Source organism: Pseudonocardia sp. UM4_GMWB1 (assembly GCF_017312155.1).
In the GTDB taxonomy this organism is placed as follows: Bacteria; Actinomycetota; Actinomycetes; order Mycobacteriales; family Pseudonocardiaceae; genus Pseudonocardia; species Pseudonocardia alni.
The window spans coordinates 2,758,203-2,777,742 of record NZ_QJPN01000001.1; the positions used below are offsets into that span (position 1 = coordinate 2,758,203).

General features: G+C 73.3%; 19 protein-coding genes. 10 read left to right on the forward strand and 9 right to left on the reverse strand.

Annotation, left to right across the window (positions count from 1 at the left end; all coding sequences use genetic code 11):
* Positions 1-98: 98 nt before the first annotated feature.
* The 3 genes from DMP15_RS13315 to DMP15_RS13325 form a co-directional block, all read right to left on the reverse strand.
* Entirely contained in the window at positions 99-1,367 is a 1,269-nt protein-coding gene (locus DMP15_RS13315; RefSeq protein WP_337825964.1) for an HNH endonuclease, read from the reverse strand.
* 257 nt (positions 1,368-1,624) lie between these two features.
* Positions 1,625-1,861: a zinc-ribbon domain-containing protein gene (locus tag DMP15_RS13320; protein WP_337825965.1), complete on the reverse strand. Its 237-nt coding sequence runs from the start codon at positions 1,859-1,861 to the stop codon at positions 1,625-1,627.
* Positions 1,862-1,870: 9 nt separating this feature from the next.
* Positions 1,871-2,815: an NAD(P)/FAD-dependent oxidoreductase gene (locus DMP15_RS13325; RefSeq protein ID WP_337825966.1), complete on the reverse strand. Its 945-nt coding sequence runs from the start codon at positions 2,813-2,815 to the stop codon at positions 1,871-1,873.
* A 74-nt stretch (positions 2,816-2,889) separates the two neighbouring features.
* Between DMP15_RS13325 and DMP15_RS13330 the strand changes: the two genes are divergently transcribed.
* The 4 genes from DMP15_RS13330 to DMP15_RS13345 are packed head-to-tail and all read left to right on the forward strand — an operon-like array spanning position 2,890 to position 6,892.
* Entirely contained in the window at positions 2,890-3,651 is a 762-nt protein-coding gene (locus DMP15_RS13330; protein ID WP_337825967.1) for an alpha/beta fold hydrolase, read from the forward strand.
* On the forward strand, positions 3,648-4,091 hold the full coding sequence (locus DMP15_RS13335; RefSeq protein WP_073574476.1) for a helix-turn-helix transcriptional regulator: 444 nt from the start codon (positions 3,648-3,650) through the stop codon (positions 4,089-4,091). The genes DMP15_RS13330 and DMP15_RS13335 overlap by 4 nt, the downstream gene beginning before the upstream one ends.
* A gap of 5 nt (positions 4,092-4,096) precedes the next feature.
* On the forward strand, positions 4,097-4,516 hold the full coding sequence (locus DMP15_RS13340; protein WP_337825968.1) for a VOC family protein: 420 nt from the start codon (positions 4,097-4,099) through the stop codon (positions 4,514-4,516).
* 24 nt (positions 4,517-4,540) lie between these two features.
* Positions 4,541-6,892, forward strand: coding sequence for an ATP-binding cassette domain-containing protein (locus tag DMP15_RS13345; protein ID WP_073574477.1), 2,352 nt, complete (start codon positions 4,541-4,543; stop codon positions 6,890-6,892).
* Between the two features lie 147 nt (positions 6,893-7,039).
* Here the strand turns inward: DMP15_RS13345 and DMP15_RS13350 are convergent, their stop codons facing one another.
* Positions 7,040-7,309 carry a hypothetical protein gene (locus DMP15_RS13350; RefSeq protein ID WP_073574478.1) on the reverse strand — a complete coding sequence of 90 codons (270 nt, stop codon included), beginning with the start codon at positions 7,307-7,309 and terminating at the stop codon, positions 7,040-7,042.
* 203 nt (positions 7,310-7,512) lie between these two features.
* On the opposite strand from DMP15_RS13350, the gene DMP15_RS13355 reads away from it, so the two are divergent.
* From DMP15_RS13355 to acs, 4 genes are read left to right on the forward strand one after another with little or no spacing between them, the layout of a single operon-like run.
* Positions 7,513-8,640: a sensor histidine kinase gene (locus tag DMP15_RS13355; protein WP_083658130.1), complete on the forward strand. Its 1,128-nt coding sequence runs from the start codon at positions 7,513-7,515 to the stop codon at positions 8,638-8,640.
* On the forward strand, positions 8,637-9,332 hold the full coding sequence (locus tag DMP15_RS13360) for a response regulator (protein WP_062395884.1): 696 nt from the start codon (positions 8,637-8,639) through the stop codon (positions 9,330-9,332). The genes DMP15_RS13355 and DMP15_RS13360 overlap by 4 nt, the downstream gene beginning before the upstream one ends.
* A 27-nt stretch (positions 9,333-9,359) precedes the next feature.
* Positions 9,360-10,448, forward strand: a complete 1,089-nt coding sequence (locus DMP15_RS13365; RefSeq protein ID WP_253068361.1) for a DUF3500 domain-containing protein — start codon at positions 9,360-9,362, stop codon at positions 10,446-10,448.
* A gap of 52 nt (positions 10,449-10,500) precedes the next feature.
* Positions 10,501-12,399, forward strand: a complete 1,899-nt coding sequence (gene acs / locus DMP15_RS13370) for an acetate--CoA ligase (protein WP_073574480.1) — start codon at positions 10,501-10,503, stop codon at positions 12,397-12,399.
* A gap of 2 nt (positions 12,400-12,401) precedes the next feature.
* On the opposite strand, the gene DMP15_RS13375 is transcribed toward acs, so the two are convergent.
* Positions 12,402-12,719: a putative quinol monooxygenase gene (locus tag DMP15_RS13375; protein ID WP_073574481.1), complete on the reverse strand. Its 318-nt coding sequence runs from the start codon at positions 12,717-12,719 to the stop codon at positions 12,402-12,404.
* Between the two features lie 87 nt (positions 12,720-12,806).
* On the opposite strand from DMP15_RS13375, the gene DMP15_RS13380 reads away from it, so the two are divergent.
* Positions 12,807-13,961 (forward strand): DUF3500 domain-containing protein, encoded by a 1,155-nt coding sequence (locus tag DMP15_RS13380; RefSeq protein ID WP_073574482.1) that lies wholly within the window; start codon positions 12,807-12,809, stop codon positions 13,959-13,961.
* A gap of 41 nt (positions 13,962-14,002) precedes the next feature.
* On the opposite strand, the gene DMP15_RS13385 is transcribed toward DMP15_RS13380, so the two are convergent.
* From DMP15_RS13385 to DMP15_RS13400, 4 genes are all read right to left on the reverse strand, one after another.
* Positions 14,003-14,503 carry an Lrp/AsnC family transcriptional regulator gene (locus tag DMP15_RS13385; protein ID WP_179762481.1) on the reverse strand — a complete coding sequence of 167 codons (501 nt, stop codon included), beginning with the start codon at positions 14,501-14,503 and terminating at the stop codon, positions 14,003-14,005.
* A gap of 20 nt (positions 14,504-14,523) precedes the next feature.
* The gene (locus tag DMP15_RS13390) at positions 14,524-15,786 is read right to left on the reverse strand and encodes an FAD-dependent oxidoreductase (RefSeq protein WP_337825969.1); all 1,263 of its coding nucleotides are present in this window, start codon (positions 15,784-15,786) and stop codon (positions 14,524-14,526) included.
* A gap of 209 nt (positions 15,787-15,995) precedes the next feature.
* Positions 15,996-17,144, reverse strand: a complete 1,149-nt coding sequence (locus tag DMP15_RS13395) for a glutathione-independent formaldehyde dehydrogenase (protein ID WP_073574484.1) — start codon at positions 17,142-17,144, stop codon at positions 15,996-15,998.
* Positions 17,145-17,331: 187 nt separating this feature from the next.
* Positions 17,332-17,769: a PPOX class F420-dependent oxidoreductase gene (locus tag DMP15_RS13400; protein ID WP_073574485.1), complete on the reverse strand. Its 438-nt coding sequence runs from the start codon at positions 17,767-17,769 to the stop codon at positions 17,332-17,334.
* 318 nt (positions 17,770-18,087) lie between these two features.
* Here DMP15_RS13400 and DMP15_RS13405 point away from each other — a divergent pair, with 318 nt between their 5' ends.
* Positions 18,088-19,464, forward strand: coding sequence for an NAD-dependent succinate-semialdehyde dehydrogenase (locus DMP15_RS13405; protein ID WP_073574486.1), 1,377 nt, complete (start codon positions 18,088-18,090; stop codon positions 19,462-19,464).
* Positions 19,465-19,540: the final 76 nt, after the last annotated feature.

Consider the following 19,540-nt stretch of genomic DNA (forward strand, 5'->3'; position numbering starts at 1 on the left):
GGAGCGGGCGGCGGCCGGACCCCCGCAGACGGGGGCCCGGTGTCCGCCCGGTGCCGCGGACACCGCCCCGGCACCGGGCGCGACCGGGTATGCCGCGATCAGTCCGGACCGCGGTAGGTGTGCCCGGTCGGAGTAGTGGTGACGACGGCCCCGTCGGGGGCGCGAGCCACGTGCCAGCCGGGTTGCTCGCGGACGTGGTTGTGGAACTCGCACACCCCGCGCCCGTTCTCCAGCTCAGTGCGTCCGCCGTCGGCACCCCGATGGATGTGGTCGAGGTGGCGGACGGGTGCGTCGCAGTAGGGCTCGGTGCACCGGTTCTGCGCCCGGGCTTTGACCAGGGTGGCGAGCAGTCCGGTGAAGATGCGCTGTCGGGAGTCGCCGCCGATGACCAGACCGTGGTCGGTGAGCAGGCGGCGAAGCGATTTGGTGCCCTCGGGATTGGCGAGCAGGTCGGCGGGAACGGGTCCGAGGCCGGGGATCTCGGCGGGTAGCGGGGACCGTGGGTCGAGCAGGGCCTGGATCGGGACGGTGACCTGGACTTCGAGGTTCACGGCGGTCGCGGTGGCCTGGCCGGTGACGCGTTCGACGAGGGTGTCGGCGAGGACCTGTCCGCGGGTGCGGGTCAGGGGCCGCGGGTCGACCTGGATCTCGACGAAGGCCTTCTGCAGCGCGGCCAGGCAGGCGGCGCCCTGTTCGACCGGGACGTAGGCGGTCAGGTAGCTCATCGCGTCCGGCGCGGGTCGCAGGGTGACCCGTCGTTCGGCCTTGGCGGCGTGGACGCGGGCGCGGAAGCGCTCCGGGGTGATCTCGGCGACCAGGCGGCGGGTCATCGCGCGCAGGCGCCCGATGCCGTACCGGGTCAGGTCTCGGTTGGTGGCGAGGCGGGCGTCGATCTGCGCCCGCTGGATCGTGTCGAGGTCGCGGCACTCGACGGCGATCGCCGTGGCCTTGGCGGCGCTGAGCTGTCCGGCTTCATGGAGGCGCCGGACGTCGTCGAGCCCGGCGTGCAGGTCGCGGGCGTCGGCGACGCGGGTGCGGGCCTCGGTGGTGGAGACCCGGCAGGCCAGTTGGATCTGGGCGACGACGCTGCGGTGGATCTTGTCGACGTCGATCCGGTCGTCGACGCGGTGGCTGTCGACATGGGCCTGGGCGAAGGCGCGGATCCGGTCCGTCTGGAGGGCGGCGAGGGAAGCCCGGAGAGTCTCGATCTCCTGGATCTGGTCGATCAGCTCGGTTTCGGACAACGTGGAGGTGTCGGCGGCGAGGGCGTGGTCGACGAAGAACCGGAGCAGCGTGAGATCACCGGACGGGAACCCACCCGCGTGCACGCCGGTGGCGTGGGCGGGCGGGTCCTGGGTCGCGGTCACGCCACCCATAGTACTCGAACTTATGTTCGAGTATCAAGTTTCCGCTTGCGATTGCGAACTGCTGAGCTGCGACGACGGTCCTGCCTCGGGTTGCGGCCTCGGGGTGGACGGCGGTGCTGCGCCTCGCCTGCCGGAGGGCGGGCCCCTCGCCGTCGCCGTGGACGTGGGCCACCCGGTGCGTCCACCCGTGCGACGGGGTGTGGAGCGGCATGGCGGTAGTAGAGGGAGTGCCGCCGTGTCGCGGGGGAGGCCGCTCCTCAGGCCCGCGCGCCGTACCGGCGGGCGTCGTCGCGGGACAGGGTCCGCCCCGCCCCGCACACGGGACACCGCATCTCGTAGCGGCTGCGCAGCGGCAGCACCGGCACGAAGAACAGCGTGAACCGGGTCCTCCGGTGCACCGCGGGCTGCGGACCCGCGTGACCGCAGGTCCCGCAGCCCAGCGCGACCAGGCCCAGCGGGCGCTCCTTGCGGGACAGCCCGAAGATGACCAGCACGACTCCAGGTTAGAGGCGTGCCACCTCCCGCAGCGCGGCGAGCGCCCCGGCCTCGACGAGGTCGGCGTTGATCGCGGCCCCCGCGAACGCCCCCGCGGCCGCCGCGGCCCCCACCTGCGCGCTCAGGTCGGTGATGTTGCCCGCGACCCACACGCCCTCGACCGTGCTGCGGCCCATCGCGTCGGCGACGAGGTGCTGCCCCATCCCGCTCGGGTGCTCGGCCGGGACGAGGCCCAGCTCGGCGAGGAAGCCGGCGCGGGCCTCCATCCGGGGCGCCACCGCGACGACCTCGCGCGCCAGCACGCCGGTCGGCGTGACCAGCCCGGTGATCGCGCCGCCGGACCGCACGACCTCGCTCACCGGCCCGTCGACGACGGCGATGCCGAGCGCGGCGAAGCGTTCCCGCTGCTCCGCGGTCGGCCCCGTCGAGTGCGACACGTAGACCACGTCCGCGCTGAGCTGCCGGAACAGCAACGCCTGGTGCGCGGAGCCGGGGGCGGTCCCGAGCACCGCGATCGGGCGGTCGCGCACCTCGTAGCCGTGGCAGTAGGGACAGTGGACGACGTCGGCGCCCCACCCCTGCGCGAGTCCCGGCACGTCGGGCAGCACGTCGACCAGTCCGGTCGTGACGAGCAGCCGCCGGGCGTCGAGGGTGGTGCCGTCGGCGAGGGTCACGGTGAAGCCGTCGCCGGTGCGGCGGGCGCCGACGACCTCGCCGTCGACGAGCGTGCCGCCGTAGCGGCGGACCTCCTCACGGCCGGTCGCGAGCAGCTCGGCCGGGGCGACGCCGTCGCGGGCGAACAGGCCGTGCGCGGCGGCGGCCGGGGCGTTGCGCGGCGAGCCGGAGTCGACGACGACCACCGACCGCAGGGAGCGGGCGAGCATCATGGCCCCGTTGAGTCCGGCCGGGCCGCCGCCGATCACGACGACGTCGTGGCGCTGTGCTGTGTCCATGTCCCCAGCCTGACGAGCAGCCGCACGCAACGGCAAGTTTCCTTGCTGAAACGGCAAACGTGCAGAATGGGTGCATGTCCCTGTACGTGCACCACGCCGGCGACCCCGCCGGGCCGCCGGTCCTCGCGGTCCACGGCGTGACCGGCCACGGTCTGCGCTGGCGGCCGCTGTTCGCGGCGCTGCCCCGGCTGCGCTGGATCGCCGTCGACGTCCGCGGCCACGGGCGGTCGCCGTGGGCGCCGCCGTGGAACCTGGAACGCCACGTCGCCGACCTGGTGGAGGTGCTGAACGCCGAGGGGGTCGGGCGCGCCGCCGTCGTCGGGCACTCCTTCGGCGGCGCCGTCGCCACGCACCTCGCGCGCACCGTTCCCGACCGCGTCGACCGGCTCGCGCTGCTCGACCCCGCACTCGGGCTGGACCCGCAGGACATGCTCGACGCGGCCGAGGACACCCGCGCCGACGTCACGTTCCCGACCCGCGACGCCGCCCGCGCGACCAAGGCCGAGAGCTGGGCCGACGTCCCCGGCGCGCTCGTCGACGCCGAGGTGGACGAGCACCTCGAACAGCGCGACGGCGCCTGGCGCTGGCGCCTGAGCCAGGCGTCCCTGGTGGCCGCGTGGGCGGAGATGGCGCGCCCGGCGGTCGTCCCACCGGCGGGTCTGCCGACGCTGGTCGTCCCCGCCGGCCGGGCCGACTACGTCTCCGACGACTGGATCGCCGCCTGCCGCGACGCGCTCGGCGCGGACCTGACCGTCGCCCCCGTCGACGCGGGCCACATGGTCTACCTGGAACGCCCGGCCGAGGTGGCGGCGCTGCTGCGGGAGTTCCTCGGGTGAGCGACCGCGACGACGGACACCTGCGCGAGCTCGTCCGGCTCCGCCGGGTCCGGGACCGGATCGACCGCGAGTACGCGCGTCCGCTCGACGTCGCCGAGCTCGCCCGCGCCGAGCACGTGTCGGCCGGGCACCTGTCGCGGGCGTTCCGCAGGGCCTACGGCGAGTCGCCCTACAGCTACCTCATGACCCGGCGGATCGAACGTGCCATGGCGCTGCTGCGACGCGGCGACCTCACCGTCACCGAGGTCTGCTTCGCCGTCGGCTGCTCCTCGCTCGGCACCTTCAGCACCCGCTTCACCGAGCTCGTCGGGATGCCGCCGTCGGCGTACAAGCGCGCCGCCCGGGACGGCACACCGGGGCTCCCGGCGTGCGTCGCCAAACAGGTCACCCGACCGGTCAGGAATCGAGAAGCACCGGGACCCGCGACCTCCCTAGCGTGAGCGTCATGACCGGACCCGCCATCACCATCCACGCCGGATTCCTCCCGCACACCGACCCCGAGGCCTCCCTCGCCTTCTACCGCGACGGCCTGGGCTTCGAGGTCCGCCTCGACGTCGGCCAGGGCACCATGCGCTGGCTCACCGTCGGCCCGCCCGACCAGCCCGACGTCTCGATCGTCCTCGCCCCGCCCGCGGCGGACCCCGGCGTCACCGACGACGAGCGCCGCACCATCACCGAGATGATGGCCAAGGGCACCTACACCGCCGTGCTGCTCGCCAGTAACGACCTCGACGCCGCGTTCGACAGGCTCCAGGCGAGCGGGGCCGAGGTCGTCCAGGAACCGGTCGACCAGCCGTACGGGGTGCGCGACTGTGCCTTCCGCGACCCCGCGGGCACGATGGTCCGCATCCAGCAGCGGCCCTGACACGGGCCGGACGGGGGATCCACCATGCACGCAGCCGACAGCCACGACCTCATCCGCGTGCACGGTGCGCGCGAGAACAACCTGCGCGACATCTCCGTCGAGCTGCCCAAACGGCGGCTCACGGTGTTCACCGGGGTGTCCGGCTCGGGCAAGAGCTCCCTGGTGTTCTCGACGATCGCCGCCGAGTCCCAGCGGATGATCAACGAGACCTACAGCGCGTTCGTCCAGGGCTTCATGCCGAACCTCGGCCGCCCCGACGTCGACGTCCTCGACGGCCTCACCACCGCGATCATCGTCGACCAGGAGCGCATGGGCGGGGACGTGCGCTCCACCGTCGGCACCGCCACCGACGTCGGTGCGCTGCTGCGGATCCTGTTCAGCCGGCTCGGGAAGCCCTACGCCGGCCCGGCGAAGGCGTTCTCGTTCAACGTCGCGACGATCAGCGGCTCCGGCGCGGTGACCGTCCGCAAGAACGGCCGGCAGGTCAAGGAGCGCCGCGAGTTCGAGATCGTCGGCGGTGCCTGCCCGCGGTGCGAGGGCCGCGGCTCGGTGTCCGACGTCGACCTCACGGCCCTGTACGACGACTCGAAGTCGATCGTCGAGGGCGCCCTGACGATCCCGAACTACTCCGTCGACGGCTGGTACGGCCGGATCTTCGCCAACTCCGGCTTCTTCCCCGGCGACAAGCCGATCAGCAGCTTCACGAAGCCCCAGCTGAACGCACTGCTCTACAAGGAGCCCACCCGGATCAAGGTCGACGGCATCAACGTCACCTTCGAGGGGCTGATCCCGCGGATCCAGAAGTCGTTCCTGGCCAAGGAGCGGGAGGCGATGCAGCCGCACATCCGGGCGTTCGTCGACCGGGCCATCGTGTTCCAGCGCTGCCCGGACTGCGACGGGACGCGGCTGTCCGAGCTCGCCCGCTCCTCGAAGATCAGGGGCATCTCCATCGCCGACGCCTGCGCGATGCAGATCTCCGACCTCGCCGACTGGGTCCGGCAGCTCGACGAGCCCTCGGTCGCGCCCTTGCTCGGCTCGCTGCGCCACACACTCGACTCGTTCGTCGAGATCGGGCTCGGCTACCTGTCCCTGGACCGGCCGTCCGGGTCGCTGTCCGGCGGCGAGGCCCAGCGCACCAAGATGATCAAGCATCTGGGGTCGTCGCTGACCGACGTCACCTACGTCTTCGACGAGCCGACCATCGGCCTGCACCCGCACGACATCGCCCGCATGAACGACCTGCTGCTGCGCCTGCGCGACAAGGGCAACACCGTGCTCGTCGTCGAGCACAAGCCGGAGACGATCGCGATCGCCGACCACGTCGTCGACCTGGGGCCGCGGGCGGGCGCCGACGGCGGGCACGTCGTCTACACCGGCGACCTCGACGGGCTGCGGGCCTCGGGCACGCTGACCGGCCGGCACCTGGAGTACCGGGCGTCACTCAAGCCGTCGGTGCGGACCCCGAGCGGGTACCTGGAGATCCGCGGGGCGGACCGGCACAACCTGCGCGGAGTCGACGTCGACGTCCCGCTCGGGGTGCTCACCGTCGTCACCGGGGTCGCCGGGTCGGGCAAGAGCTCGCTGATCCACGGCTCGATCGCCGGGCGCGACGGCGTGGTCGTCGTCGACCAGGGGGCGATCAAGGGGTCGCGGCGCAGCAACCCCGCCACCTACACCGGGCTGCTCGAACCGATCCGCAAGGCCTTCGCCAAGGCCAACGGCGTCAAGCCCGCCCTGTTCAGCGCCAACAGCGAGGGCGCCTGCCCGAACTGCAACGGCGCCGGCGTCGTCTACACCGACCTGGCGATGATGGCCGGCGTCGCCACCACCTGCGACGTCTGCGACGGCCGCCGCTTCGACGCCTCGGTACTCGGCTACACCTTCGGCGGGCGCGACATCAGCGAGGTCCTCGCCATGCCGGTGGCCGAGGCGGAGAAGTTCCTCGGGGCGGGCGAGGCCCGCACCCCGGCCGCGCACAGGATCCTGGAGCGCCTCGCCGACGTCGGGCTCGGCTACCTGACCCTGGGCCAGCCGCTGACCACGCTGTCCGGCGGCGAGCGCCAGCGGCTCAAGCTGGCGGTGCACCTGGGGGAGTCCGGCGGAACGTTCGTCCTCGACGAGCCGACGACCGGGCTGCACCTGGCCGACGTCGAGCAGCTCCTCGCGCTGCTCGACCGGATCGTCGACGGCGGCCGCTCGGTGATCGTCATCGAGCACCACCAGGCCGTGATGGCCCACGCCGACCGGATCATCGACCTGGGCCCCGGTGCCGGGCACGACGGCGGCGCGGTCGTCTTCGAGGGGACGCCCGCCGAGCTCGTCGCGGACCGGTCGACGCTGACGGGCGAGCACCTGGCGGCCTATGTCGGCGCCTGAGGACACCCCGCGGCACGAGGTCGCGGTGCTGGTCCGCCCGGGGGTGCGGCCGATGGAGCTCGGCCTGGTGCACCAGCCCTCGGCCGCACCCGGCCGGACCGGGAGTGGCCCGCGGGCCACCTCGCGAACGGATCGGGCCGTCCGGGGTCAGCCCCCGGTGCGTGCCCCGTTCCCCAACGCGTCCCGGATCTCGCGCAGCACCGCGGTCTGCTCCTGCACCGCGGAGATCAGCACTGCGAGCTGGTCGTCGCCGTGGCGCATCTCCTGGTACAGCGCGCTCACCGCGTAGGCGGTGGCGGCGGTGTGGCCGTCGGTCGCCTGGGGGTAGTCCTGCGCCTTGTCGGCCGCCTCCAGGAGGTCGAGCGCGTGCTCGATGACGTGCTGCCCGCTCTCGCGGTGGCTGTGCGGTTCCGGCATGTCCGAATCGTACTCATTCCGGGTGACGCGGCCCGGCGACTTCGGTCGCGCTGCGCACGACCTTCGGCGGGTGCGCCACCGTCGCGCCGCCCGGCAGGCTGACGGTCGATCCCGGGGGGTCGGGAGACGGGAGGGGACCGGTGGCCGTCCCGTTCGAGCGGAAACCTGCTGGACGGCGCCGGTCCGCCCCCTATGGTCGACGTGTGCCGGTCCGCCCCGCCGTGATCTCCGCCGTGCTGGTGGTCGCGGTGCTCACCGCCGGGCTCACCGTCGCCGAGACGCAGGCCACCGCCGGGGTGCTGCAGTGGACGCTGCTCGTCGTCGGGCTCGCGATGATCGGCTCGATCGCGGTGCGCTACCGGTCGCCGCGGGTGTTCGCGGTGCTGGCCGTACTCGGCCCGCTCGTCTCGCCCGTCGCCACCTACCTGCCGCTGGTCGGGGTGTTCGTGATCGCGACCCGGCGCCGCGCGGTCGAGACGCTGCCGGTGCTGGCCCTGGCGGTCGGGACCGCCGCGGTCACGCTGTACCGCAACGTCCCCGACGGGCCGACGGTGCTCGTGCTGCTCGGCGGGGCCGTGGCGTTCCAGGCCATCTCGGTGACCGCGGGCCTGCTGACCGGGATCCGCCGCGCGATGGTCGACGACCTGCGCGAGCGGCTCGCCCGCGCCGAGGCCGAGCGCGCGGTGCGCGAGGAGCAGGCCCGCGCCGACGAGCGGCGGAGGATCGCCGGGGAGATGCACGACCGGCTCGGGCACCGGCTGTCGTTGCTGTCGGTGCACGCCGGGGCGCTGGCGCTGCGCGGGGACCTGCCCGCCCGCACCGTCCGCGAGACCGCGCGGGTGCTGCGCGACACCACCCACCGCGCGATGGAGGACCTGCGCACGATCGTCCAGGTGCTGCACGAGCCCACCGGCGACGTACCCGACGAGGTCGACGACCTCGGTGCGGTCGAGGAGCTCGTCGCCGAGGCCCGCGCAGTCGGCGCGGACGTCCGCCTCCGGTCGACGGCGCTGTTGACGGTGTCCCCGCCGGGGCGTCCGCTGGCCGGCGTCGTGCACCGGGTGGTGCGCGAGGGCCTGACCAACGCCGCCCGGCACGCACCCGGGGCCCGGGTCGAGGTCGCCCTCGACGGGCGGCCCGGCCGGGACCTCACCGTCACCGTCACCTCCGGGCCGTCCGCGGCCGGTCCGACGCCCGAGGGTGCCGGGACCGGCCTGGTCGGGCTGCGCGAGCGCGTCGAGACCCTCGCCGGCGGGACGCTGACCCACGGCCCGACGCCGTCGGGGCACCTGCTGCGCGCGGTGCTGCCGTGGCGGGAGGAGACGGGATGACCGCGACCGCGATCCGGGTGCTGCTCGTCGACGACGACCCGCTCGTCCGCTCCGGGCTGCGGGTGATGCTCGACGGGCACGCGCTGCCCGGCGACGGCACCGGACCGGTACGGCGCATCCAGGTGGTCGGCGACGCCGGTGACGGTGACGAGGTGCCCGCCGCCGTCGCCGCGGGTCGGCCGCACGTGGTGCTGATGGACCTGCGGATGCGCCGCGTCGACGGCGTCGCCGCGACCCGGGAGGTGACCTCGCGGCCCGACGCCCCGACCGTCGTCGTGCTGACCACGTTCGACGCCGACGAGCACGTCGTGCGGGCGCTGCGCGCCGGGGCGAGCGGGTTCCTGCTCAAGGACGCCGCGCCCGAGGGGATCGTGGAGGCCGTCCGCGCCGCCGCCGACGGCGACGCCGTGCTGTCCCCGGCGATCACCCGGCGGCTGATCGGCATCGTCCGCGGCGACGGCGCCGGGCCGGTCGACCGCAGGCGCGCCGCCCGGGCCCGGCTCGACCGGCTCGCCGACCGCGAGCGCGACGTCGCCGAGGCCGTCGCCCGCGGCGGCTCCAACGCCGACATCGCCGCCGAGCTGCACATGTCGGTGGCGACGGTGAAGTCCTACGTGTCCCGGCTGCTGCGCGAGCTGGGCCTGGACAACCGGGTGCAGATCGCGCTGCTCGTCCGCGACGCGGCGGACTGACCCGCCCGGCGGACTAGCGTGGCCGGTGTGACGACGAGCGAGACGGTCGCCGCGGCGATGGCGGACGCGGCCGCGGCCTGGCTGGACACCCTGGACGACGACCGGCTCGCGACCGCCCGCGGCGACGGCCCGTCCGGCGACTCCCGGTCCGACGCCGAGCGTCGTCGCTGGTTCTACACCCCCACCGACCACGGCGGGCTGACGCTGCACGCGCAGACCCCGGTCCAGCAGCAGCGCGCGATGCGGCTGGTCGCGTCCGGTCTGTCCGAGGCCGGCTACGCCACCGTGGCGACGGTCATGGGGCTGGAGAACGTCCTGGACCGGGCGCAGGACTGGCCCACCCGGCCGCACCGGGAGCGGTTCCGGGACCCGGCGCTCTACCACCTGCGGATCTTCGGTGACCCGGGCGCGCGCACCTGGGGCTGGCGCTTCGGCGGGCACCACGTGTCGGTGAACGCACTCGTCGTCGACGGGCGGGTGGCCGCGGCCACGCCGTGCTTCCTCGGCGCGAACCCCGCGACGACACCGCTGCTCGGCGGGGGTGTCACGCGCCCGCTCGGCCCGACCGAGGACCTGGCCCGGGAGATCGTCCGCGGGCTCCCGCCCGAGCTCGCCGGGGTCGCGGTCCTCTCCGCCGGGGCGCCGCCGGACCTGGTGACGGCGAACCGGCCGCTGGTCGCGCCGGGCGACCGGCCGCTGCCGACCTCGGCGATCCGGCGGGAGAGCCCGCCCGGGCCGGTGGACCCGGTCGAGGGCACCGAGGCCGTCGCGCTCACCGGCGCGCCGCGCGGTGTCCCGGCGAGCGCGCTCGACGACCGTGGCCGCGACCTGCTGCGCCGCCTGCTCTCGGCCTACCTGGACCGGGCACCGGCCGGGGTCTCACCCGCCGCCCGGTACGACGACGACGCCGCCCTCGACGAGGTGCACCTGGCCTGGGCGGGGTCGCTGGAGGCGGGGGAGCCGCACTACCACCGGCTGCAGGGGCCGCGGCTGCTGCTGGAGTGGGACAACACCCAGGACGGCGCGGACCACGCCCACTCGGTGTGGCGCGACCCGGAGAACGACTTCGGCGTGGACCTGCTCGACGACCACCACCGGGCCTTCGCCCACCGGTGAGTCCCCTCACGACGACCTGCGCCGCGGGGGATCCGGCGGCGAGGATCGGGGCATGTACCCGCCCCCGCCCGAGCTCGCCGCGCACGCCAACGTCACCGCTGCGGCCTACGACGAGGCCGCCGCCGACCCGGAGGCGTTCTGGTGCGCGCAGGCCCGGCGCCTGGAGTGGGACCGCGCCCCCGCGCAGGGCTACGACGGCAGCCGCTGGCCCGAGGTCACCTGGTTCGCCGACGGCACGCTGAACGTCGCGCGCAACTGCGTCGACCGGCACGTCGAGGCCGGTGCCGGGGAGAAGGTCGCCCTGCACTGGGAGGGCGAGCCGGGGGACCGGCGCACCGTCACCTACGCCGACCTGCAGCGCGAGGTCGCCCGCTGCGCGCATGCGCTCACCGCGCTCGGGGTGGGGCGCGGCGACGTCGTCGTCGTGTACCTGCCGGTGCTGGTCGAGACCGTCGTCGTGATGCTCGCCTGCGCCCGGATCGGGGCGGTCCACTCGCTGGTCTTCGGCGGGTTCTCCGCCTCGGCACTGCGGTTCCGGCTCACCGACGGGTCGGCGAAGCTGCTCGTCACCACCGACGGCCAGTACCGGCGCGGGAAGGCCGTCCCGGTCAAGGTCAACGCCGACGAGGCCGCGTCCGGGGTGGACTCGCTGGAGCACGTGCTGGTCATCCGGCGGACCGGCTCGGAGGTCGACTGGACCCCCGGCCGCGACGTGTGGTGGCACGACGTCGTCGACACCGCACCCGAGGTCCACGAGGCGCAGGCGCACCCCGCCGAGAGTCCGCTCATGCTCGTCTACACCTCCGGCACCACCGGGACCCCCAAGGGTCTGCTGCACACCATGGGCGGCTACCTCACCCAGGCGTCGTGGACGGCGTGGGCCTGTTTCGACCACAAGCCCGACGACGTCTACTGGTGCACCGCCGACCTCGCCTGGGTCACCGCACACACCTACGAGGTCTACGGCCCGCTGTCCAACGGCGTCACGCAGGTGATCTACGAGGGCACCCCGGACACCCCCGAGCCCGGCCGGCACTTCGAGATCATCGCGCGGTACGGCGTCACCGTGTACTACACCGCGCCCACCCTGGTCCGGACGTACATGAAGTGGGGCCCGCAGGTGCCCGCGGCACACGACCTGTCGTCGCTGCGGCTGCTCGGCACGGTCGGTGAGGCGATCAACCCCGAGGCGTGGCGCTGGTTCCACACCGAGATCGGCGGCGGCCGCTGCCCGATCGTCGACACCTGGTGGCAGTCCGAGACCGGCGCGGCGATCTGCGCGCCGCTGCCCGGGGTGACGTCGCTGGTCCCGGGCTCGGCGACCCGGCCGCTGCCGGGGCTCTCGGTGCGGGTGGTCGACCGCGACGGGCGGACCTGCGACCCCGGCGAGGGCGGCATCCTGGTGATCGACCGGCCGTGGCCGTCGATGGCACGGACCGTGTGGGGCGACCCGGAGCGGTTCCGCGCGTCGTACTTCGCCGACTACGCCGAGCAGGGCTGGTACAAGGCGGGCGACGGCGCCGTCGTCGACGAGCACGGGTACGTGACGCTGCAGGGCCGGATCGACGACGTCATGAACGTGTCCGGACACCGGCTCGGCTCGATCGAGCTGGAGTCGGCGCTGGTGTCGCACCCGCGGGTCGCCGAGGCGGGCGTGGTCGGGGCACCGGACGCGACGACCGGGCAGGCCGTCGTCGCGTTCGTGACGGTCACCGACGGCCCGACCGAGGGCCTCGCCGACCAGCTGCGGGCACACGTGGCGCGTGAGATGGGGCCGGTCGCCCGGCCCCGTGAGGTCGTGCTCGTCGCGGAGCTGCCGAAGACCCGCTCGGGCAAGATCATGCGACGGCTGCTGCTCGACGTGACCGCCGGGCGGGAGCCCGGCGACACGACGTCGCTGGTGGACCCGGCCGCCTTCGCGGAGCTGGCGGCCGGGTACCGGCAGGGCTGAGCTCAGGCGATGCGGCGCAGCTTCTGGATCACGAGCTCGCCGTCGAGCAGGTCGCCCATGATCCCGACGAAGTGCACCAGGTGCGGGGTCTGCAGGTGCGCGTCGAGCTTCGCCTCGGACTCCCAGTTCTCGTAGAAGAAGAACACCGCGGGGTCGTCCCAGCCCTGGTGGAGGTCGTAGTTGACGTAGCCGTCCTCCTTCGACGTCGGCTCGATCAGCTTCTCGAGCTCCGCCTTCAGCTCCTCCTCCTTGCCCGGCTTCGCCCGCATCCGGGCGATCACGGTGAGCAGGTCGCGGTTGTCGTCGGTGGGAGTGGGCATCGTTGCCTCCGGCTCGATTGATTGTGCACAACGAGTATGGCGCATCCCGCCCCGCGGAGTCTGCCCGCAGTCGCTACCGTCGGCAGGATGATCGGTGCGGCGGACACCCGGGCGACGGCGGACGCGATGGCCGGGGCCGCGTCGGCCTGGCTGGACACCCTCGACCCGGCGCAGCGGGAGGTCGCCGTCGGGCACGCCCCGACCGGTGACGGCGACGCCGACGCCGAGCGCCGCCGCTGGTTCTACACCCCCACCGACCACGGCGGGCTCACCTTCCACGACCAGCTCCCGCCGCAGCAGCGCGCCGCGATGAAGCTGGTCGCGTCCGGGCTGTCCCGGGCCGCCTACGTCACCGTCGCGACCGTGATGGGGCTGGAGAACGTCCTCGACCACACCGAGGGCTTCGTGACCCTGTTCGACCGGACCCGTGGCCGGGACCCGCAGATGTACCACCTGCGCGTCTTCGGCGAGCCGGGGGACACCGGCACCTGGGGCTGGCGCTTCGGCGGGCACCACGTGTCGGTCAACCTCCTCGTCGTCGACGGCGTCGTGGTCGCCTCGACCCCGTGCTTCCTGGGCGCCGACCCCGCGACCTCCGAGCTGCTCGGCGACGCCGTGCTCCGCCCGCTCGGACGGGTCGAGGACCTCGCCCGCGACCTCGTCCGCTCGCTGCCCGCCGAGCTGCGCGAGCGTGCGGTGCTGCTGGACAAGGCCCCGCCGGACCTCGTCGCCGCGAACCGCACCGAGCCGCAGGAGGGCGACAACTGGATCCCGCTGGCCGGGATCTGGCGCACCGAGTCCTTCGCCGACCCCGAGCAGCAGCGCCGGCTCGACGACATGAGCGAGGCCATCGAGGAGCGGGCCGCGTTCACCGACGCGCAGAAGGAGACCGTCGCGCTGTCGCGCACCCCGGCCGGCGTGCCGGCGTCCGACCTGGACGCCGGGGGTCGCGAGATGCTGCGCGCGTTGCTGGGCACCTACCTGAAGCGGGTCGCCGAGCCGCTGCAGCCGATCTCCCGCTACGACGACGACGCCGAGCTCGACGCCGTGCACCTCGCCTGGGCGGGGCCGCTGGAGGACGGCGCCCCGAACTACTACCGGGTGCAGGGCCCGCGCCTGCTCATCGAGTGGGACAACACCCAGCGCGACGCCAACCACGCCCACTCGGTGTGGCGCGACCCGTCGACGGACTTCGGCCTGGACGTGCTCGGCGCGCACCGGGCGGCGCACCACCTCGGCTGACCCGGCCGCCGCGGACCGGTGCCGTCGAACTGTGGGTCCGGTCAGTCCCGGTAGGCGGGCGCCCGGCTCGGGCCCTCGCGGTGGTCGCGCTCCAGCAGCGGCCGCCAGCGCGGCGCGACCAGGGTGGACAGCACCACCACGCTGGTGGAGCGGGCCACCAGCGGTGAGCGGCCGAGCGCGAGCAGGGTGTCCTGCAGGTCCTCGTGCGACGACGCCGCCAGCCGGCACATCACGTCCGACGAGCCGGTCGTCGCGTACGCCTCGGTGACCGCGGGCAGCGCGGCGAGCTCGGCGGCGACGTCGCCCAGCTCGCCCTGCGCGATCTCCAGCGTCACGAACGCCTGCACGCCGTACCCGGCCGCCGGGAGGTCGACGTCCGGGCCGTACCCGGTGACGACCCCGGCACGCTCCAGCCGGTCCAGTCGCGCCTGCACCGTCCCGCGGGCGACCCGCAGGGTGCGCGAGAGCTCCAGCACCCCGGCCCGCGGCCGGTCGCGCAGCGCGGCGAGCAGGTCGACGTCGAGGGCGTCCAGGGGCAGCACCCGGCGAGCCTAGCCGCGGCTCAGCCGGCCGGGGCGGGCTCGCGACGGGCGAAGTCCGGGGCCCGCTCCGGCCGGAAGCCCACGCCCACCAGGTAGGCGGGCACGATCTGGGCAGCCGGGACCGCGCGCATCAGCCGCAGCAGCGGAGCCGGGGGACCGTCGAGCCGTCCCGCCAGCGCCGGGCCGGCGATGTTGCGGTGCATGATCCGCTGCAGGCCCTGGACCAGCACCGTCGGGAGCAGCCTGCGGTTGCGGACCCGGCCGAGGTCCCGCTCGGTGAGGGTGCCCCGCTGCAGCGGGGCGGCGAGCAGGGTCGCGGCGGCGACCGCGTCCTGGATCGCGAGGTTGATCCCGACGCCGCCGATGGGGGACATCGCGTGCGCGGCGTCGCCGATGCAGAGCAGGCCGTCGACGTGCCAGCGGCGCAGCCGGTTGAGCTTCACGTCGAGGTGCTTCACCTCGTCCATCGACGCGATCTCGTCGACCCGGTCGGCGTACTCCGGCATCAGGTCGGCGATGTCGGCCCGGAACGCCTCGACGCCCGCGGTGCGCAGCCGCGCGTCGGCGCCCTTGGGGGCGAGGTAGCCGATCTGGTAGTAGCCCTCGCGCGGGATCACCACCGCGAAGCGTCCCTTCCCGATCCGCGGGCGCAGGGTGGCCCGCTGCTCCTCGGGGCGCCGCGGCAGCCGGAACCACCAGGTGTCGAACGGGACGTCGTACTCGGTCACGGGCAGGCCGGACCCGGCCCGCAGGACCGAGTGCCTGCCGTCGCAGGCGACGGTGAGGTCGGCCCGGATCTCGCCGGTGGTCTCCTCGCCGGGCGCGGTCGTCGTCGCGTACCGGACGCCGACGACCCGACCGTTCTCCCGGACCAGCGACGTGGCCCGGGTGTCGAGCCGCAGGTGGAAGGCCGGCTCGTCGGCGGCGACCTCGGCCAGCAGGTTCAGCAGGTCCCACTGCGGGACGAGTGCGACGTAGGGATGACGCACCCCGACCCGGCGCAGCAGGGACATGTTCCCGATCCGCTGCGCACCGCCCCGCTCGTCGGGGATCACGACCTCGTCGACCCGGCTCTGCGGCAGCGCGGCGAACCGCTCGCCGAGCCCCAGGTCGTCGAGCAGGTCCAGGGTGGTGGGGTGCACGGTGTCCCCGCGGAAGTCCCGCAGGAAGTCGCCGTGCTTCTCCAGCACGGTCACCTCGACCCCGGCCCGGGCCAGCAGCAGCCCCAGCATCATCCCGGCCGGGCCACCACCGACCACGCAGCACGTCGTGCGCTCCGACATCGCACCCACCTCATTTCAACTGTTGTTGAATTAAAGTAAGTATGCGCCTGCAGGGACCGTCCCGCAATGGGTGTGACGAGCTGTACCGAACCGGCCCCGGGATCAACGGCCGCTCGTCCCGGACCCGTCGCGTGCCGAAAAGTCGAGCCGCGTCGTGCCGATGACGGGCCGGATGGCAGCGGGCTCGGTCGCCCGGACGCCCGGGGCGTTCAGCTGGGCCGGGTGGGGTTGAGGACGACCTTGGTCCAGCCGTCCTCGCGGGCGTCGAAGTGCTGGTAGGCCTCCGGCGCCTGGTCGAGGGTCAGGTTGTGGGACACGATCCAGGACGGTGTGATCTTGTCTTCGGCGATGAGGTCGCGCAGGTGGCGGTTGTAGCGCTTGACCGGGGCCTGCCCGCAGCCCATCTGCTGGCCCTTGAACCAGAAGGAGCCGAAGTCGAAGCGGGCCTTGCCCTGCTGGGCCAGCTCATCCGGCGCGCCGGGGTCCTGGGGGACGAACACGCCGACGGTGCCGAGGCCGCCGGTGAATTTCACCGAGGCGACCAGGTTGTTGAGGGTCAGCGCGTTGTCCTCGTTGCCCTGCGGGTCGTGGGCCTGGTAGCCGACGCACTCGGCGCCACGGTCGGCACCGCGGCCGCCTGTCTGCTCCATGACCTGGTCGACCGGCGAGCTCTTCGAGTCGTCGATCGGGATCGCCCCGATCTGCTCGGCCAGCTTGAGCCGGTCGGGGTGACGGTCGACGACCATCACCTTCGCCGCACCCTTCACCGACGCGGACAGCGCGGCCATCAGACCGACCGGACCGGCCCCGTAGATCACGATCGATTCGCCGGGAACCAGACCGGACATCTCGACCGCGTGCCAGCCGGTGGGCAGGATGTCGGAGAGCATCGTGTAGTCGTTCTGCTTCTCCTTGGCGTCCTCGGGCAGGCGCAGGCACTGGAAGTCGCCCCACGGGATGCGCAGGTACTCGGCCTGCCCCCCGGCCCAGCCGCCCATGTCGGCGAACCCGTAGGCGCCGCCGGCCATGCCGGGTTCGTTGGCGGCCAGACAGTAATTGGTCAGTCCGTGTTCGCAGTTGCGGCAGTGCCCACAGCTGACGTTGAACGGGACGGACACCATGTCCCCGACCCGGACCTTGTCGACGCCACCGCCGACCTCGACGACCTCACCGAGGTTCTCGTGGCCGAAGATGCGGCCCTCGTCGAAGTCGGTCCGGCCCTCGTACATGTGCAGGTCCGACCCGCAGATGTTGGTCGATGTGATCTTCACCAGGACGTCGGTGGGCTTCTCGATCCGGGCGTCGGGGACCTCGTCGACGCTGACCTGGCGCGGACCGTGATAGACGAGTGCCTTCATGAGCAAACTCCTTCGCTTGTTTCGGGTGCCGTTCGCGAACGGCGGTGGTCGGACCGCAGCCGATGCGGTGGTGCGGCGAAGTGCGAGGGTGAGCGGCTGGCGGGTGCGGGCGGACCAGGCGCCGGAGTCGGGCCACGGTGTCCGCGCCGAACCGCCGTCCGGGACGGCTCGTCGTCGTGCCGGGAGGTCAGTCGGCGACACCGTTGGTCTGGTCGACCACGGTCTGGCGCTCCGGCGTGATCCACCAGATCACCCGCTCGGACTTGATCGCCTCAGGCGGGTAGTCCTGCCCGGTGTACTTCTGCGCGAGCCGGTCCACGTGGGCGCGGGCCTGCTGCCCGGTCGTCGTGTCGGTGACCCGCCCCCGGACCTCCGCGTAGCGGTAGGGGTCGGCCTCGTCGCGGATCAGCACCGTGACGCGCGGATCACGGGTGATGTTGTGGTGCTTCACGCGGTGCGACTCGGTGTTCAGGACGATCTTGCCGTCCTGCGCGTGTACCCAGATCATCTGGTTCTGGATACGGCCGCTCGGCAGCACCGTGGCGACCGAGGCGAAGTTCGCGCCGGTCGCCAGCTTCTCGGTCATCGAGTGCAGATCGGGCCCGTCGGTCGTCTCGGCCGGCATGACGCCTCCTTCGATGGGTGGTGGGAACGGTGCGGCGACGGCCAGGCTGCCCCTCCGTCCTCGACCCGCACGTTTTCGAGATCTACGTCGTCGGGCCGGGTGCACCCGTGTGGAGCGCGTGCCCGGCCGGTCGGGGCCGAAACCTCCGGGCGGGTGGAGCCGGCCGGGGACATGGGGGTGCCGCCGAGCGACGCCATGTTCCCGCTGACGGGGCGACCCCGCGGCAGGCGACGCCGGGACGGCCTCCGAGTGCGCGGAACAGCTCGACGCTCGAACGGTCCGGCGTGTGCGGTCCGGCGAGAAGGGTAGGCCTGCGGTATGGCCATCGCGACGACGAATCCCGCAACCGGAGAGACGGTCCGGGAGTTCGACTCCCTCACCCAGCAGGAGCTCGAGGACAGGATCCAGCGGTCCTGGGACGCGTTCCAGGGCTACCGCGACACGACGGTCGAGCAGCGAGCCGGGTGGATGCGCGCCGCCGCCGACATCCTCGACGCCGAGACCGACCGTCTGGCCGGGCTCGCGACCCTGGAGATGGGCAAGACCTTCGTGGCGGCGAAGGCGGAGGTCGGCAAGTGCGCGCTGGGGTGCCGCTGGTACGCCGACCACTCCGCCGAACACCTCGCCGACCACCCGTGGGAGCCCGCGGACGCACCGTCGAACGCCCGGGTCTTCACCCGGTACCAGCCGTTGGGTCCGGTGCTGGCGATCATGCCGTGGAACTTCCCCTACTGGCAGGTCTTCCGTTTCCTGTGCCCGGCCCTGATGGCCGGCAACGTGGGCCTGCTCAAGCACGCCTCGAACGTGCCGCAGGTCGCGCTGGCCATCTCCGATGTGCTGGTGCGGGCAGGCTTCCCGCGCGATGTGTTCCAGACGCTGCTCATCGGTTCGGAAATGATCGAGGCCGTGGTCGACGACGACCGGGTGCGTGCCGTCACCCTCACCGGCAGCGAGCCCGCCGGGCGTGCGGTCGGTGCCCGCGCCGGGCGCAACGTCAAGACCAGCGTGCTCGAGCTCGGGGGCAGCGACGCCTTCGTCGTGATGCCCTCTGCCGACCTGGACGCCACCGCCGACGCGGCCGTGGCGTCGCGTACCCTGAACAACGGCCAGTCCTGCATCAACGCCAAGCGGATCATCGTGCACGAGCAGGTCGCCGACGAGTTCCAGCGGCTCCTCGTGGAGAAGATGGAAGCGCTCACGGTCGGCGACCCGATGGACGAGGACACCGATCTCGGGCCGCTGTCGGGACCGCAGGGCCTCGAGGAGCTCGACCGGCAGGTGCGGGACTCGGTGGCCGCGGGTGCGTCGCTCCTGACCGGAGGCACGCCGCTGGGCGGTAAGGGCAACTTCTACCCGGCGTCGGTGCTCGCGGACATCCCGAAGGACGCGCCGGCCTACTACGAGGAGCTCTTCGGCCCGGTGGCGCTGCTCTTCCGGGCGACGGACCTCGACGAGGCGATCGCGATCGCCAACGACTCGAGCTTCGGCCTCGGCGGAAGCGCCTGGACCCAGGACGCGGGCGAGGCGGAACGCCTGGTCGACGAAATCGAGACCGGCATGATGAACATCAACAAGATCACCGCTTCGACGCCGGAGGTCCCCTTCGGCGGCGCCAAGAACTCGGGCTACGGCCGCGAGCTCGCGAGCTTCGGCACGCTGTCGTTCGTGAACGCCAAGACGGTGTGGATCCAGTGACCGGGAGCGGCACGCCCACCTTCACCCACGTCGCCCATGTCGCGCTCGTCGTGCGCGACATGGGCGACGAGCGTGG